Annotated in this window: 15 protein-coding genes; 14 read left to right on the top strand and 1 reads right to left on the bottom strand. The window is 33.0% G+C overall.

Going from position 1 to position 18,056, the window contains the following annotated elements:
- Positions 1-21: 21 nt before the first annotated feature.
- Positions 22-1,794, bottom strand: a complete 1,773-nt coding sequence (locus ACFS5M_RS08270; protein ID WP_183487779.1) for a recombinase family protein — start codon at positions 1,792-1,794, stop codon at positions 22-24.
- 541 nt (positions 1,795-2,335) lie between these two features.
- On the opposite strand from ACFS5M_RS08270, the gene ACFS5M_RS08265 reads away from it, so the two are divergent.
- The 14 genes from ACFS5M_RS08265 (at position 2,336) to ACFS5M_RS08200 (ending at position 18,048) form a co-directional block, all read left to right on the top strand.
- Complete coding sequence (locus ACFS5M_RS08265; protein ID WP_183487777.1) at positions 2,336-3,151, top strand: hypothetical protein; 816 nt, start codon at positions 2,336-2,338, stop codon at positions 3,149-3,151.
- A gap of 72 nt (positions 3,152-3,223) precedes the next feature.
- The gene (locus ACFS5M_RS08260; protein ID WP_183487775.1) at positions 3,224-3,637 is read left to right on the top strand and encodes an HYC_CC_PP family protein; all 414 of its coding nucleotides are present in this window, start codon (positions 3,224-3,226) and stop codon (positions 3,635-3,637) included.
- A gap of 109 nt (positions 3,638-3,746) precedes the next feature.
- Positions 3,747-7,451, top strand: coding sequence for an efflux RND transporter permease subunit (locus tag ACFS5M_RS08255; protein ID WP_183487774.1), 3,705 nt, complete (start codon positions 3,747-3,749; stop codon positions 7,449-7,451).
- The gene (locus ACFS5M_RS08250; RefSeq protein WP_183487772.1) at positions 7,451-8,686 is read left to right on the top strand and encodes a TolC family protein; all 1,236 of its coding nucleotides are present in this window, start codon (positions 7,451-7,453) and stop codon (positions 8,684-8,686) included. Before ACFS5M_RS08255 ends, ACFS5M_RS08250 begins: the two co-directional genes overlap by 1 nt.
- A gap of 6 nt (positions 8,687-8,692) precedes the next feature.
- Positions 8,693-9,664: a metal-dependent hydrolase gene (locus ACFS5M_RS08245; RefSeq protein ID WP_183487770.1), complete on the top strand. Its 972-nt coding sequence runs from the start codon at positions 8,693-8,695 to the stop codon at positions 9,662-9,664.
- Positions 9,661-10,218, top strand: a complete 558-nt coding sequence (locus ACFS5M_RS08240; RefSeq protein ID WP_183487767.1) for a helix-turn-helix domain-containing protein — start codon at positions 9,661-9,663, stop codon at positions 10,216-10,218. The genes ACFS5M_RS08245 and ACFS5M_RS08240 overlap by 4 nt, the downstream gene beginning before the upstream one ends.
- 76 nt (positions 10,219-10,294) lie before the next feature.
- Positions 10,295-11,020 carry a heavy-metal-associated domain-containing protein gene (locus ACFS5M_RS08235; RefSeq protein ID WP_183487765.1) on the top strand — a complete coding sequence of 242 codons (726 nt, stop codon included), beginning with the start codon at positions 10,295-10,297 and terminating at the stop codon, positions 11,018-11,020.
- Positions 11,021-11,220: 200 nt separating this feature from the next.
- Positions 11,221-11,493, top strand: coding sequence for a DUF5676 family membrane protein (locus tag ACFS5M_RS08230; RefSeq protein ID WP_183487763.1), 273 nt, complete (start codon positions 11,221-11,223; stop codon positions 11,491-11,493).
- A gap of 6 nt (positions 11,494-11,499) precedes the next feature.
- Positions 11,500-12,333: a universal stress protein gene (locus tag ACFS5M_RS08225; RefSeq protein ID WP_183487761.1), complete on the top strand. Its 834-nt coding sequence runs from the start codon at positions 11,500-11,502 to the stop codon at positions 12,331-12,333.
- A gap of 1 nt (position 12,334) precedes the next feature.
- Complete coding sequence (locus tag ACFS5M_RS08220) at positions 12,335-13,177, top strand: ATP cone domain-containing protein (protein WP_183487759.1); 843 nt, start codon at positions 12,335-12,337, stop codon at positions 13,175-13,177.
- A gap of 5 nt (positions 13,178-13,182) precedes the next feature.
- A complete protein-coding gene (locus tag ACFS5M_RS08215) occupies positions 13,183-13,728 on the top strand; it encodes an AAA family ATPase (protein ID WP_183487757.1) in 546 nt (181 codons plus the stop codon).
- A gap of 10 nt (positions 13,729-13,738) precedes the next feature.
- Complete coding sequence (locus tag ACFS5M_RS08210) at positions 13,739-15,790, top strand: copper-translocating P-type ATPase (RefSeq protein WP_183487755.1); 2,052 nt, start codon at positions 13,739-13,741, stop codon at positions 15,788-15,790.
- Between the two features lie 3 nt (positions 15,791-15,793).
- A complete protein-coding gene (locus ACFS5M_RS08205; RefSeq protein ID WP_183487753.1) occupies positions 15,794-17,566 on the top strand; it encodes an efflux RND transporter periplasmic adaptor subunit in 1,773 nt (590 codons plus the stop codon).
- Between the two features lie 38 nt (positions 17,567-17,604).
- Positions 17,605-18,048, top strand: a complete 444-nt coding sequence (locus tag ACFS5M_RS08200; RefSeq protein WP_183487751.1) for a heavy-metal-associated domain-containing protein — start codon at positions 17,605-17,607, stop codon at positions 18,046-18,048.
- Positions 18,049-18,056 lie beyond the last annotated feature (8 nt).

Genomic DNA, 18,056 nt, shown 5'->3' with positions numbered 1-18,056 from the left:
TGTATAATTAAGGTGGTTATATTAATTAAAATTTATTAGCTGACTCTTATCTAATTCGATTATATCTAGCTTACCAAATTGCAATGAAGTGGTTCCTCTAAATACAGGTGGAATTGGTTTAGAAATTACATCATTAATTAAACCTTGTAATATCTCATTGTCAGGATTGTTTTTTAAATATTCTTTAAAAGCGTCTGGTGTAACAACTTCTGGCACATCATCGACATACTTTTCAGATGCACTATGATAACCATTTAAAGTAAATGTATTCAACTGTTGATTGGCGGACCAAATAGAGTATTCATTAAAGCCTTTATATTTGAGTATAAAGTGAAATTTTCCATTTGTATCGTTTGATATATAAGATACATCTATCCGTTCTATAATCGCATTTACAGAGCTTCTAACAGCTTCAAAACCTAGATTAACGTCATAACCTTCGACAACCATATTGACCCTATTTAAGCGATTGTTATCAAGTTGTTCAGATAGACTATCTTGAAGTACGACCAAATCACCTTTCATTTTTGATAATTTAGCTTTCGATGATAGGTATAAATCTTTAAATCTTATATCATCTTCTAAATCTGGGTCATGCATGTTATTGAATGCTTTGGTGACCATTTTATGCTGTGATTTAATCTTTTTATCTAATTGAGAAACCTTTAATTCTAGTACCTCTATTTCATCCGTATCAACTTCAATAGCATTAAGATATTTTTGTAAATTTTTAGATAAGAATAGATGCTTTATAATGAAAGTTTCTATTCTTGGAATATTGAATCCTCTACTTCCTTTGCATATTTGAAGAGGTTTATTTTTTCCTCTACACTTATATGAATTATCCCTACTCTTCACTTTCTTGACGCCTCTAATTCTAGAACCACATTTAAAACAGAACACTAAACCATTCAACAAGTAATTATAAGATGTATTCTTACCACTATTTACTTTTTTGTTCAACTTGAAGTTTTCCTGTACAGCCAGAAAATCTTCTTCTGATAATATTGCCAGATGAGGCAATGATATTCTTTTATCACCCCACACATAAATCCCCATAAAAGTTTCATTCTTAAGGATGCCACTTACTGTAGAACCCCACCACTTTTTGTTGTTCGTGGTTATTAATTTACCTGTATAAGAATCTTTAGATATTCTTGATTTATTCAACTGTTTATATCTGGTTGGTGTACCAATATCATTTAGTTTGTTGGCAATGGTATATGTACCCATTCCTTCTAATGACCATTTGAATATCTTCTTCACAACCTCTATTTCTTCTGGATGATGAATCATATAACCCTTTTCATCTTTTTTAATACCATAAGCTTGTATTCCATGTGCTTTACCATCATTGGCTAACTTCTTGAATGCCTCTATTACAGCGTCACTTGTATTCTCTGCATGCCATTCATTGACCAATGACATTATTCCAGCCATGAACCTGTTTTGCTTATTATTCAAATCATAGAATGAACCAGCTGGATAATACTTGATATCATAGGTTACCACCGCAGCTTGGAATATTCGCCATACATCAGGATTTCTTTCTAATCTAGCTTGATTGATGACAAATACATGCTTAATTTTGCCAGAACGCATATCTTTTAATAATCGCTTGAAATCGTCTCGTTTTTCCTCACCTGTAGTTCCAGACTTACCTATATCTCGATAGGTTTCATATCTCATTTGCATATCCTTGGCAAATGCAATGCCACTCTGTTCTTGAGTGAATTCAGAAGTGTCTTTGTCTTCTTCTTTATTTCCAGAAATTCTAATATAAACTCCTACCATTTCTTAATATATAATTTATAAATACTTCTAATATAAAAAATTAATTAATATGTATACTTAGGATGGCAATGAAGTTTTATATTTTACTCTTGGGGGGGTGAGCGCAATCGGGGGGCAAAATACTTCTAATTGAGGATATGACTTATTACATCGTTGAAATGATATAGCTAAAGCTGGTTGAAGATTGTTTTTTAAAATGTTACTACTAGTTGAAGGTTTACTTTTTCTTTTTATTAAGTGATTGTATGGTGGTGTACGTAAGTACACACCACCTACAAGAGCGTTATTATAATACTCTTATAGTATGTACCCAATTTATTTAGGTACTAATCACCTGAATTATTTAGACATTAATTCAACTAATGAATTAAAGTTAGATATCTATAATAGATTATATCTATTAAATATAATTTAATAATAGATAAAAAATATAACTCTTAACTATTGACTTAGTCAAGAATTTTATCTATCCTTAGAGTAAATGGGCAAGATGTGGTTCAATCTTGTTCAAATAACAATTTGAACCCAAACAATAAATGATTTGTATAAGACTTACAAGAAAAACAAAACCGTTATCAAAACTAAAAATGTTCCTGGTAACTTCACTACTATTCAAAACAGAATATTACACGATAAGCGGCTAACTACCGATTCAAGAATTCTACTATTTTCAATACTCTCAGATTCTGAAGACTTCACATTCAGTCGAACTGGATTAAGTAAAAGAATAGGGATTTCAGAGCATAAACTTGATAAAGCAATCAAAAACCTAGTTGAATTCGGTTATATGAGTAAAACCAAAGCTCATGCTCAATATTATTTCTATACAATTTCAGAATATGGTAATCTAAATCAGATAAAAGATGAATCTGAGAAGATTAATGTAAATATAGTTGAACCAAAAGAAGTGCCATCATCTTCAATAGAATTAAATTCAGAACCTGTAAGAACAAAACAATTTTATGATGATTTGTCAAGACTTAATGATTTCTTACAAGAAACCAGTGAATATATAAACTATAAGTTGGTCGCAGATGGTTTGGAGAAGGTACAAACTAGAGATGACCTCTTTCAATTAAAAGCAGAAATAACAAAAGACATCAGCAAGAATAAAATACAATATTATAAGGAAATTGAAGAATTTGTAAATGGCGGATATGCACCTAAAACACTTAAACCAAAAATATTAATAGAAGTGCGAAGAATAATAACGGATGAACATAAAAAGCCATCAATAGAAGAAGTAAATAAAATAAGAAACAAAATTAGCCATGACATCTATAAAAACAAAGTAAAAAGGCATGGCTTTGACCATGAAACTCAACTTGTAGACCAGTATGAAAACCCACTTGATTAGGTTATCACGTATAGCTAAATTAATGTTAATTGTTCATTGATAAAAAATAAAACACTAACTTTGTTTTCTGTAATGAAGAAGTTTATCCATAAAATAATGTCAATTTCAATGGCTTTTGTAGTGTTATTCTCTACAATGTCATTTACTGTGAATATGCATTATTGTGGAGATACCTTAGTAGAAACTGCAATATTTAATAAAGCAAAAGGTTGCGGAATGGAAATGGAAAAACCTTCTATTGAAGGATGTTCTATTACCAAGAAAAACTGTTGTGATGATAAACAATTAGTAATTGAAGGTCAAGATGAACTACAATTACAAGTTGACAAAATTACGTTTGAGCAACAAGTATTCGTTGCATCTTTTGTTTATACTTACATCAACCTTTTTGAAGGTTTAGACAATAATGTATCTACTTACGAAGAATACAAACCGCCACTTGTCATTAGGCGTATCTACAAGATTGACGAGACTTACCTAATTTGATTTTTAAACAATAGACTTTTTTATCCTATGACTGCAATGTCATATGGATATTTTGCTGTATTCAGTGTTTTCCAAACACCAATGTCTAATAGTTTAATTATCAAATCCAATGCTAAACAAAAGCATCAAATTTTTAATAGAAAATAAACTCGTTGCAGTTCTGCTACTCGTACTTTTTGTGGGTTGGGGAACAGTAAATGCACCTTTTAACTGGGACACAGGTTTCTTACCAAGCAATCCTGTGGCTGTAGATGCCATACCTGATATTGGTGAGAACCAACAAATCGTTTTTACTAAATGGGATGGTCGCTCACCGCAAGATATAGAAGACCAAATTACCTATCCACTCACAACATCATTACTCGGTATTCCAGGAGTAAAAACCATTCGTAGTTCTTCTATGTTCGGCTTTTCAAGTATCTATATCATTTTTGAAGAGGATATAGAGTTTTACTGGAGTAGAAGTCGTATTCTCGAAAAACTCAATTCCTTACCAAGTGGTTTATTGCCTGAAGGTGTTAATCCTGCGTTGGGTCCAGATGCCACAGGATTAGGACAAATATTCTGGTATACACTTGAAGGTCGTGACGAAAACGGAAACGTAACTGGTGGTTGGGATTTACAGGAATTACGTAGTATTCAAGATTACTATGTGAAATATGCATTGTCTTCCGCAAGTGGTGTTTCGGAAGTCTCTTCTATTGGTGGTTACGTTCAGGAATACCAAGTGGACGTTAATCCAGAATTAATGCGTCAGTATAATATAGGATTGCATCACGTTGTAAAAGCGGTAAAAGAAAGCAACAAGGACATTGGTGCACAAACTTTGGAAATTAACCAAGCCGAGTATTTAGTGCGTGGTTTGGGTTATGTGAAATCAATTGCAGACATCGAAAATGCAGTTGTCACTTCCGAAGATTATACAGCAATTAAAATTAAGGATATAGGAAAAGTCTCATTAGGTCCTGCGACCAGAAGAGGTTTATTGGATAAAGAAGGTGCGGAAGTTGTTGGTGCTGTTGTGGTAGCTCGTTATGGTGCAAACCCAATGGAAGTCATTAATAACGTAAAGGAGAAGATTAACGAATTAAGCGCAGGGTTACCATCAAAAGTTTTATCAGACGGAAGAACATCGCAAGTAACTATAGTCCCTTTTTATGACAGAACGGAATTAATTCAAGAAACATTAGGTACACTTAACGAGGCATTAACTTTAGAAATTCTCATTACCATTTTGGTTATAATCATTATGGTATTCAATCTTCGAGCTTCTGTTTTGATTTCAGGACTATTACCAGTTGCAGTTTTAATGGTGTTTATTGCTATGAAACTTTTTGGAGTTGATGCCAATATTGTCGCCTTATCTGGTATTGCAATTGCTATTGGTACAATGGTCGATGTTGGTGTCATACTATCAGAAAATATCATTCGGCATTTAGATGAAGATGATGGAACACAATCAATTAATACGGTAGTTTATAACGCAACAGCTGAAGTGTCTGGCGCAATCGTAACAGCTGTTATGACAACTATTATTAGTTTTATTCCAGTATTTACAATGATTGGTGCAGAAGGGAAACTATTCAGACCATTAGCATTCACAAAAACCTTTGCTTTAACAGCTTCTATAATTGTAGCGTTATTTTTAATTCCCCCTTTTGCTGCTTTTTTATTCAGAAAGAAAAGCATTAAAACCACTTTTAAATATGTTTTGAATGGTATTTTAATAGCATTAGGATTCGCTGCAATAATTTATGGATATTGGTTAGGATTGATATTGATAGCTTTTGGAATTACAGGATTTCTTAATCTTCAAAATAAGATAGCAGAAAAACAAGCAAATCTTATCAATATCATTATTTCGGTATCAGCTATTGTATTCTTGTTGGCTGAATATTGGAGACCATTGGGCGTGGATAAAAGCATTTTCTGGAATCTCATTTTCGTAAGTGTTATTTGTTTTGGTCTATTAGGCGTTTTCTCATTATTTATCAAATACTATACACGTATTTTAAGGTGGTGTTTAGATAATAAGTTGCTCTTTTTGTCAGTCCCAACAGTAATTGTAATTGCAGGATTTTTCATTATGAAAAACACTGGCAAAGAGTTTATGCCATCTTTAAATGAAGGCTCATTTTTACTAATGCCAACCTCGATGCCTCATTCTGGTTTGGAAGAAAACAAACGTGTTTTACAGCAATTGGATATGGCAGTAGCCAGTATTCCAGAGATTGAAACGGTTGTAGGTAAAGCAGGAAGAACTGAATCAGCATTAGACCCAGCACCTCTATCAATGTACGAAAATGTGATTCAGTACAAACCAGAATATATGCTGAATGAGAGCAGAGAACGCCAACGCTTTAAGGTGAATGATGAGGATTTATTTGAGTTGAAAGATGGTCGATTCATTGCAAATCCAAATAGTACCAATAATGCCAACTTTATTACAATCAAAAGGTCTCAATTAATAGAAGATAACAGTGGTGAGTTCTACCGAAATTGGCGACCAGAAATACAATCACCAGATGATATTTGGAATGAAATAGTAAAAGTAACCAAGTTACCAGGTGTCACATCTGCACCCAAACTACAACCAATAGAAACCCGATTGGTAATGCTACAAACAGGTATGCGTGCACCAATGGGAATTAAGGTTAAAGGTCAAGATTTAAAACAGATTGAAGCGTTTGGCGTACAATTAGAAGACATTTTAAAGCAAGCTGAAGGTGTAAAAGATGAAGCTGTTTTTGCAGACCGTATAGTAGGTAAACCTTATCTGCTCATTGATATTAACAGAGAGAAAATAGCACGATATGGTATATCCATAGATGATGTACAAAACGTATTAAAAGTTGCAGTTGGCGGAATGGTCTTAACCCAAACGGTTGAAGGTCGAGAACGCTATGGTGTGCGTGTACGTTATCCAAGAGAACTACGAGCAAACCCAACCGATTTGAAACAAATATACGTTCCAGTGGAAAAAGGCAGTCCTGTTCCTTTAAGTGAACTAGCAACCATAAGATACGAACAAGGACCACAAGTCATTAAAAGTGAAGATACTTTTTTAGTTGGCTACGTATTGTTTGATAAAATGGATGGTTATGCGGAAGTCAATGTGGTTGAAAATGCACAAGCCTTAATACAAGAAAAGATAGATAGTGGCGAATTAGTCGTACCAAAAGGCATCAATTACCAGTTCACTGGAACATACGAAAATCAGTTACGAGCAGAAAAAACCTTATCGGTTGTTGTGCCTTTAGCATTGGCTATCATTTTCTTAATTCTGTATTTCCAGTTCCGTTCCGTAGGGACATCATTGATGGTATTTACAGGTATTGCAGTAGCATTTGCTGGTGGTTTTGTAATGATATGGCTTTATGGTCAAGGATGGTTTTTAAACTTCAATTTCTTTGGTGAAAACCTACGTGATTTGTTCCAAATGCACCCTATTAATTTAAGCGTTGCCGTGTGGGTTGGATTTATTGCACTTTTCGGAATTGCAACTGATGATGGCGTAGTAATGGCAACTTATTTGACACAAACATTTGATAGAAACTCACCTGAGAACAAAAAACAGGTAAGAGCATCAGTGGTCGAAGCTGGTGAAAAACGTATCAGACCGTGTTTAATGACAACTGCAACCACGATTTTAGCATTATTGCCCATACTAACATCCACAGGACGAGGTAGCGATATAATGATTCCCATGGCAATTCCAAGTTTTGGTGGAATGCTCATTGCCTTAATCACTTTGTTTGTTGTGCCTGTATTGTACAGCTGGAAAGCGGAAGTTCAACTTAAAAGAACAACATAATGAAACACAGAATAATAAATATAAAATTCATCTTGACTCTTGGCTCTTGTTTCTTGAGTCTTTTTGCAAACGCACAGCAATTAGAATCTTTAATTAATGAAGCGTTAGAGAACAATCCAGAGATTCAAAAGTTCGAGTTGCAATACAAAAGAGCTTTCGAAAAAGTCAACGAGGTCAATACCATTCCCAATACCGAATTTGGAGTCGGTTATTTTGTGAGTGAGCCAGAAACACGTACAGGTGCACAACGCTTTAAAGTATCTGCTAAACAAATGTTACCCTGGTTCGGAACCATTACCTCGAGAGAAAATTATGTGAGTTCTTTGGCAGATACCAAATACGAAGATATTGTTATCGCAAAGCGAAAATTAATGGCTTCGGTATCACAATCCTATTACAATTTATACGCCAACAAAGCAAAACAAAAGGTGTTTATTGAAAACATTAACTTACTGGAAACCTACGAAACATTGGCATTAACATCGGTTGAGGTGGGTAAAGCATCAGCAGTAGATGTATTGCGTTTGCAAATGCGTCAAAATGAATTGCAACAATTAAAAGAGGTATTACAACAACAATTTTTAGCAGAACAAACCAAGTTGAACAACCATTTGAATAGAGCAAATGACGTCACTGTTACTGTGGTTGATGATTTAAGTATTCCATCGGAAGACTTTGAAATCAATACTAAAAATTTAGCATTGCACCCTGAATTATCGAAATACGATAAACTCTATCAATCTATAGAACAATCCGAATTATTAAATCAAAAAGAAAGAAGTCCTATGATTGGTTTCGGCTTGGATTATATCAATGTTGCTCAAAGACCAAATATGGATTTTAGTGACAATGGAAAGGATATTGTTATGCCAATGGTTTCGGTTTCAATCCCAATTTTCAATAAGAAATATGAATCTCAGACCAAGCAAAATGTGTTGCAACAGCAGGAAATTGAATCTCAAAAAAAAGAACGTTTAAATAGCCTGGAAACACTATTGGACAAGGCGATTAATGAACGTATTTCTGCAAAAATAAGTCACACAACCCAAACCAAGAACCTAAAACAGGCGAAGGATGCAGAAGACATTTTAATCAAAAACTACGAAACAGGAACGATTGATTTTAATGATGTATTGGATATTCAAGAACTGCAATTGAAGTTTCAAATAAACCAAATAGAGTCTGTGAAGACCTACTATGTGCAGACTACGATAATTAATTATTTAACCAATTAGTAAAAAATGGACAGCATAACACAGGCGATTTTAGGTGCAGCTATAGGTGAAATTTCACTTGGTCGAAAGATTGGTCCCAAGGGAGCTGTTTTAGGAGCATTAGTAGCCACTATTCCTGACCTTGATGTTGTTTTGCTTCCGTTTTATTCAGCAGTAGAACGCATTAGTATCCATCGTGGGTTTAGCCATTCTATCTTATTTAGTTTTATAGGTGCATTCTTAATAGCGCTTATCTTATCAAAAATTAAATGGACAAGGCAAATCTCATATATAAGACTTTGTGTTTTTAGTTGGTTAGTATTGTTCACACATATGCTGTTAGATGCTTTTACAACCTATGGAACACAACTATTTTTACCGTTTTCTAATTACAGAGTTAGTTTCGATAGTATAAATATTGTTGACCCTTTATATACACTTCCATTATTCTTAGGTGTATTATTAAGTACTGGTGTTTTTAGAAAAAAGCCTAATAGAATAATATATAGTAAAATGGGGCTTATAATAAGTTCGTTGTATTTAATTTTCACATTATGGATTAAGCAATCAGTAAATCAAAAGTTTGACACTCAATTAAAAAAAGATTCCATTGTATATAATGAATTGCTAACTGTACCAGTAAAATTTGGTAGCATTTATTGGTATGGGGTAGCAAAAACTGATAATAGTTTGTACATAGGTAAATACAATAATATTGAACGAGAAAAAATCACTTTTACCGAGTTCTCTATCAACGACAATTTATTAAATAAAGTGGATAGTGAATTAGCAAATACACTTAAATGGTTTTCTAAAGGCTATTACACAGTTGTGGAGAAAGATGGTATTATCCGACTTTATAATATGCAATGTGATATGCAAGGTATTCGTACTTATGGAGAATATAAAGTACCAACGGCATTTTATTTTGAAATAACACCTCAACCAAACGGAAAGTATAGAATGTCAACAGGAATGCATAAAAAACAGCCATTATGAAGCACAAAATATACATAAAAAATATGGTTTGTAATAGATGTAAATCTACGGTTATAAATGAACTGAATTCATTAGGTTATGATTTAGATTCGTTAGAACTCGGACAAGTAATTTTGACTACAGATGCGGTTATTGATTACACCAACATACAGAAAGTTTTAGGTGAACACGGATTTGAAATTATTACTGATGATATCCAAGTCTTAATTGAAAAGATTAAAATAACTCTAATGCAAAAACTAGAGAATCAAGAAGTTTCAAACCTTTCTGTTTTTCTACCCAAAACCTTTAGTAAACCTTATTCAGCTCTAAGTAAAATTTTCAGTAAAAATGAAGGAATTACTATTGAAAAATATCTCATTAATCTAAAAATTGAAAAAGTGAAAGAGTATATACAATTAGCCCAGTTAAACTTCTCAGAAGTTGCTTATAGCCTTAATTATAAATCAAGTAGTCATCTGGCAAGGCAATTTAAAAATGTAACAGGTATGTCAATGAGCAAGTTTAGAGATTTACAAAAATGGAATAGAAAGACATTAGACCAAATTGTATAAAAATTAACCAGAATTATGAAAACCTCAATAAAATATGGGAATTAATTTTGAGTATTAATTTAAAATGTTAAAAACTATGACACATACATATAATATACAAGGAATGACTTGTGGTGGCTGTAAAGCATCAGTAGAAAAATATTTAGGTAATGTTGACAAGGTTACTAGGGTTGTTGTAAACCTTGAAAAATCCGAAGCTGAAGTTATGATGAGTAGCCACGTTGATATAGAGACCCTTCAAAAAGCATTACCTGATAAATATGCTCTTACGGAAAAGGAAAACAAAAATGTTTTCCAGATGACATCCCAAACTATTGATGGTGCAAAGGAAAAATCAAAATTACAACAATTACAACCATTATTACTTATCCTTTTTTACATAGTAACTGCGAGCCTATTAATGCATTATAATAATTGGAATGGTAATGCTGTAATGTTGGATTTTATGGGCTTGTTTTTCATCGTATTCAGTTTTTTTAAGATGCTCGATTTAAAGAATTTTCCTGAATCATTCAGGATGTATGACCCATTGGCAAAAAGAATCCAGTTTTATAGTTGGATATATCCATTTATAGAGACTGCACTAGGTTTGATGTTCTTAATGCGTTTTGAAATTGAAATTGCACTTGTGGCTACACTGATAATATTGAGTATCACAACAGTTGGTGTTACCAAAACGCTTTTAGATAAAAAATCCATTAGATGTGCTTGTTTAGGGACAGCATTAAAGTTACCAATGACTGAAGCCACATTTATTGAGAATGCCATTATGATAGTGATGGCGATTGTAATGTTAACTTAAATTATTTAAACAAATGAAATCACATACACTTTGGATGATATTAGGCTGTTTACTTCCGTTGCTACTCATTTTTGTAGCACCAAGTATTGGATTGGGAGAAAACGTTTCCTTGTTCATTTTTATAATTCTGATGTTTGGATGCCATCTCTTGATGCCTCATCACAAGCACAAAAATCACAACAATAAAAAGCGATAAAACCATGAATACATTTTACATCAAAAAATTAGGATTTGCAACTGGCTTAACTGGAGCACTGCTTTATTTGGGCTGTATGTTGGTTATGCTCACGGTTGGGCAAGATGGTACTGTGAAATTTTTTAATAGTTTAATTCACGGATTAGATGTCACCTCTGTTGTACGTATGGAAATACCACTTTGGGAAGCTGGAATAGGTACTGTTCAAACCTTCATTTTAGGTTGGTTAATTGGGGCATGCATTGGAGCGTTATACAACTGGCAATTAAAAAAATAAACGATTATGGAAAACATATTAGTACCCACGGATTTTTCAGACAACTGCAATAAAGCGGCAAAATTGGCTATCGATATGGCTGTCATATTTAATGCTGAAATTCATTTTTTACATCAAATAAAAACTCCTGTGGATTGGGTTAAATTGAGTAAAAAAAATGAAGAAAGATTTCCAGAAACAAAGAAAGAAATTGGCTCTGCAAAAACAAAATTAAAAGAGCTAGAACGTAAATCAGAAAAAAATGGGTTAATCTGTAGAACCTTTTTGGAATATGTTTCAGATGAAGATAAAATTGTAAAACACTCAGAACATTTTCATCACGATTTTATCATAACAGGAAGTAAAGGAACACAAGCAGGTTTTCTAAATAAAATATTAGGAAGTACTGCTCAACGAATTATTAGAAAATCGATAGTTCCAGTTTTGGTTGTAAAACAAGCTGAAGTGAATTTTCCTATTAAAAATATCGTGTTTGTTTCAGATTTTTTAGAAGATATAAGAGAGGCATTTAGTGAAGTTATATTAATAGCTGAAAAACTTGGAGCACATATTCATTTGTTAAATATCAATACTAAATCAGATTTTAATAGTGTTGAAAATGGTCTTAAACCAATCGAAACTTTTGTAAAACAGTTTCCGAAGTTTGAAAACTACTCATCTCACATTTATAATGAATCAACCATAATAAAAGGTCTTGAGAAGTTCACTGAAACAAACGAAATAGATTTAATTGCTATATGTACTCATAGTAGAAAAGGGTTATTGAGCATATTCTCAAAAAGCATTGCAGAGAATTTAACAAATCATTCTAACCTGCCAGTAATGACAATACATCTTTAAAATGAACAAAAAAATTAATATTGTTAAATACTCAGGAGAGGTTGAAGCTTTTAATATAGATAAGCTTGTTAGGTCATTAAGACATTCAAAGGCAAATGAGGAAGTCGTATCACAAATTGCTAAAGAAGTCCTAAATACTCTAAAGGATGGAATGACCACCAAGGAGATATATAAAATAGCATATGAGATGTTGAAAAGGAAGTCGAAATCTAGTTCCGCAAGATACAAACTCAAAAAGGCAATTATGGAATTAGGACCAACTGGATATCCTTTTGAAAAATTTGTAGGTAAAATCCTTGAACACGAAGGATATTTCGATGTAAACGTTGGTGTTATAATGCAAGGTCATTGTGTAACTCACGAAGTTGATGTAACAGCTTTAAAAGAAAATGAACATTATTTGATTGAATGTAAATTCCATAGTGTCCAAGGTAGGTTCTGTAATGTAAAAATTCCACTATATATAAACTCAAGATTTAAAGATTTAGAAAGGCAATGGTTAAAACAAAAAGAGCATTCTCTGAAATTACATAAGGGATGGGTATATACTAATACACGACTTTCTTCTGATGCCATCCAATATGGTAAATGTGCGGGACTGGGACTTGTAAGTTGGGATTATCCTGCGGATAATAATCTTAAAGGTAGAATAGATAGTTCTAGACTACATCCAATTACTTGTCTTACCAGCTTAACAAAAAAAGAAAAGCAAAATTTATTGAATAGCGGAATTGTTTTATGCAAAGAGCTATGTGAAAAGCCTTCTATATTAGAAATAGAAGGAATAAATGAATTAAAAAGGAAAAGTATTCTTAAAGAAGCTAACGAATTGTGTAATACTTAGAATATATGGAAGGAAATAAAAACAGAATAGAAACAAACTGGTATGTAATTACAGGTGGACCAAGTAGTGGTAAAACTACTACTATCAATATGCTTCAAGATAAAGGTTACAAAACTACTATTGAACATGCTAGACATTATATAGATACAATGCGTACTGAAGGACAAACAGTTGAAGAAATGAGAAGTAATAAAAGAAAATTTCAGTTAGGGATATTGGATATGCAAATTGAACAAGAAGCATCAATAAATCCAGAAGATATCGTATTTCTTGATAGAGCTATACCAGATGCTTTGGCATATTATCGTTTTTTAGAATTAGAAGTAGACCAAATACTTAAGGATGCCATGAATAATGTTAGTTATAAAAAGACATTTATACTTGAGAGGCTTCCATTAATAAATGACTATGCTAGACTTGAAAACTCGGATGACCAAATCAAAATACATAATCTAATTACTGATGTATATAAATCACTTCCTTTTCCTGTTATTACTGTCCCAGTTTTAAAACCAGAAGAAAGAGTAAATTATATTTTAAATAATCTTTAAACTTACATAAATGGAAAATCACGAACATCACGACCATAGCAAAATGAACCATTCTAATTTGAATACTGACAAAGTAGAAATGGAACACTCTGGTCATAATCCTGCTCATGGTAAGATGGGACACGACCATCATAAAATGATGATTGAAGATTTTAAAAAACGTTTTTGGGTTTCAACTATTCTAACTATTCCAGTTTTGCTGCTATCGCCAATGATTCAACAATGGTTAGGAGTTAATTGGCAGTTTACTGGCGCAAACTATCTACTTTTTGTCTTATCAAGCATTATATATTTCTTTGGTGGTTTACCATTTTTAAAAGGATTTTTTAGTGAGTTAAAGAAAAAGTCTGCTGGAATGATGACTCTAATAGCAGTGGCTATTTCTGCTGCTTATTTTTATAGTGTAGCAGTTATTTTTGGGTTTGAGGGTAAAACTTTCTTTTGGGAATTAGCAACGCTTATCGATGTAATGTTAATTGGTCATTGGTTAGAAATGCGTTCCATTTTGGGTGCAAGTAAAGCCTTAGAAGCATTGGCAGCATTAATGCCCAATGAAGCCAATTTAGTTGATGGAGACCAAACAAGAAAAATAAAAATTAATGAGTTAAAACAAGATGATATTATATTAATTAAACCTGGAGAGAAAGTTCCCGCTGATGGAATAATCGTAGAAGGTGAAAGCGACCTCAACGAAAGTATGCTAACTGGCGAAAGTAAGCCTGTAAGAAAGACTATAAGTGAAGAGGTTATTGGTGGTGCTATTAATGGTAATGGCGTTATAAAAGTAAAAGTGAAAGGTATCGGAGAAGAAACCTATTTATCCAAAGTGATTAATATGGTTCAATCTGCACAAAAACAAAAATCTAAAACACAAAGATTAGCCGATGTTGCGGCAAAATGGCTAACTGTTGTTGCATTGGTATTGGGTTTCGGAACTTTCTTTATTTGGTTAAGTTTAGGTAAAGACCTGTCTTTTGCTTTAGAGCGAATGGTAACTGTTATGGTTATTTGTTGTCCACACGCTTTAGGGTTAGCTGTTCCTTTAGTAGCTGCAATTTCTACTAGTATTTCTGCAAAAAATGGCTTATTGATACGTAATAGAACTGCCTTTGAAAACTCACGTAAAATATCAACCATAGTTTTTGATAAAACAGGAACTCTTACTAAAGGTTCTCACGAAGTTGTTCGTATTGTTCCATTGTCATCTAATTACGATAAAACAGAATTGCTAAAATACGCAACAGCAGTTGAGAGTCCATCAGAGCATCATATTTCCAAAGGATTAAGGAGAAAAGCAAAAGAAGAAAAAATTAAAATCCCTACAGTAGTCAATTTTAAATACAATGCAGGTGTTGGTGTTAGTGGCACAGTCAATGGTAAGAAAGTACAAGCAGGTGGCTATGTACTTATGCAACAATTAAGCAAAGATGTAGCTGAAGATATAGACGAGGGAATTGAAACCAAAATCTTTACTATAGTAGATGATGAAGTGATTGGCTTTGTAACTTTTGCTGATGAAATAAGAGAAAGTTCATTTGGAGCCATAAAAACTCTTCAAAAAAACAATATAAAAGTATCATTATTAACTGGAGATAATGAAAAAGTCGCCAAAGATGTAGCTGTTAAGTTAGGTCTTGATGATTTTATGGCAGAAGTTTTGCCAGACCAAAAGCAAGATAAAATCAAAGAACTTCAATCCAAGGGAGAATTTGTTGCAATGACTGGCGATGGTGTCAATGATGCGCCTGCTTTGGCTCAGGCTGATGTTGGAATAGCTATTGGTTCAGGAACAGATGTAGCAGCTGAAACTGCAGATATTGTTTTAGTAGATAGTAACCCAAACGATATTGCAAATTTGATACTTTTTGGAAAAGCCACCTATCGTAAGATGGTGCAAAATTTAGTATGGGCTACGGGCTATAATATTGTCGCTTTACCTTTAGCAACTGGTTTTATTCCTGGATTAATGATTAGTCCAGCTTTTGGAGCGGCATTAATGAGTATTAGTACAATTATATGTGCAATAAATGCGCAACTATTAAAAAGAGAACTAAATAATTAAGACATGAAAAAATATGTAATTTACATCGGAATATTAGCTATCGGACTGCTATTAGGTTGGCTTCTTTTTGGAAATTCATCTAATAAAAAAACAGACCACAACCACGATACTGTTGCAGAAACTAATCAAATGTGGACCTGTTCAATGCATCCTCAAATTATGCAACCTGAATCTGGTGATTGCCCAATTTGTGGGATGGACCTAATACCTGCGGAAAGTAGCTCTGAAGGTTTATTAGCAGACCAATTCAAACTTACTGAAAATGCTATGGCATTGGCAAACATTCAAACGTCTAAAGTTGGGAATGATAAAATAGAAGATAATACTATCAAATTATCTGGAAAGATTGTTGAAAATGAAGAAGCTAATGCAGTTCAAGTCAGTTATTTTTCTGGAAGAATTGAACGTCTTAATGTTAGTTTTACAGGCGAAGAAGTGAGAAAAGGTCAACTACTGGCAACCATCTATTCACCAGAATTGTATGCAGCTCAACAAGAATTGATTACAGCTGCTTCTTTAAAAGAATCGCAACCAGCTTTATACAAGGCAGTACGTAATAAATTGAAATTATGGAAGCTTTCTGAAAATCAAATCAATCAAATTGAAACATCTGGTAAGGTCAATGAAAATGTTCCTGTATATGCAACCGTTTCGGGTACAGTTTTGGAAAAATTAGTTGAACAAGGAGACTATATTAAACAAGGTCAACCTTTGCTTAAAATTGCAAATCTAAATATCGTTTGGGCAAATTTTGATGTGTATGAAAATCAAATCAATTTGTTTAAAAAAGGACAAGAGATTACTATAACTACCAACGCATATGCCAATAAAGAATTTAAATCTAAAGTAGATTTTATAGACCCCGTTTTAGATACCAGAACAAGAACTATAAAATTAAGAGTTGTGCTTAATAATAAAGATGAGGTATTTAAACCAGGAATGTTTGTTGAAGGAAAAATTAAAGGAATAGCTTCGAGTAATGAAAAAATATTAATAATACCATCATCGGCTGTTTTATGGACAGGAGAGCGTTCTGTAGTGTATCTAAAAGTTAATCTCAATCAACCTGTTTTTGAAATGCGTAAGATTACATTAGGCAATCAAATTGGAGATAGCTACGAGGTATTAGAGGGTTTAAACAATGGTGATGAAATAGTTACAAATGGAACGTTTACGGTAGATGCAGCAGCTCAATTGCAAGGAAAAAAATCAATGATGAATAAAGAAGGTGGTAAAGTGATGACTGGTCACGAGGGACACCTTGGAATGGAAGAGACGGCTTCGGTAAACAATGAGAATCATTCCAATATGAATGAACGCATAAAAGTATCAACCGACTTTCAAAATCAATTGAAAGTAGTTTTTAATGATTACATCAAATTGAAAGATGCTTTAGTTAAAGATGATTCAAATAATGTAATGGCAGAATCAAAAAAGCTATTGAAAAATTTATCTAAAGTTGATATGAAACAATTAGTCAATAATGAGGCACATAATCATTGGATGTCATTAGAAAATGAAATTAAAATATCTGCATCATCAATTTCAAAAACATCAGATATTAAAGAACAACGAAATCATTTTAAGCACCTCTCATCGCATTTAATTAGTGCGATTCAGATATATGGTGTCAATGAAAAAGTCTATGTAGAATTTTGTCCTATGGCAGATAATAACAATGGAGCATATTGGCTAAGTAAAGAGAAAAAAGTAATCAATCCATATTTTGGTGATGCAATGCTAACCTGTGGAGAAGTAAAACAAATTATAGAATAATTATTAAACTAAATATATATTAATTAAATTTTAAAACAATGAAGAAAGTAATTTTAAGTTTTGCTGTAATTGCAGCAATGGGTTTAACGAGCTGTAATGGTCAAACAAAAAAAGATGCGGAAACCACAACAACAGAAATGTCTAGTGATATGGCTATGACAGATGCGTCATTTGGTGTAAGAGGAAATTGTGGAATGTGTAAAAACACAATAGAAAAAGCAGCAAATGGTGTTGAAGGTGTTTCAAGCGCAACATGGGACGTAGAAAAAAAGAAAATTGATGTATCCTTCGATGACTCTAAAACGGATATGATGGCAATTCATAAAGCAATAGCAGCTTCAGGTTATGATACCGAAAAAGTAGCTGGCGATGAAGGAGCATATGATGGTTTACCAGGGTGTTGCAAATATGACCACGAAATGATGATGAATCAGTCTGGTGAAGATAAAAAGGATGATAACCATTCAGGTCACGACCATTAAGCAAATAT

It is taken from the genome of Lacinutrix iliipiscaria (assembly GCF_042686125.1).
GTDB classification, from domain to species: domain Bacteria; phylum Bacteroidota; class Bacteroidia; order Flavobacteriales; family Flavobacteriaceae; genus Oceanihabitans; species Oceanihabitans iliipiscarium.
Note: the sequence above shows the minus strand (reverse complement) of the source record. Positions and strands in the feature narration are given on the sequence as shown.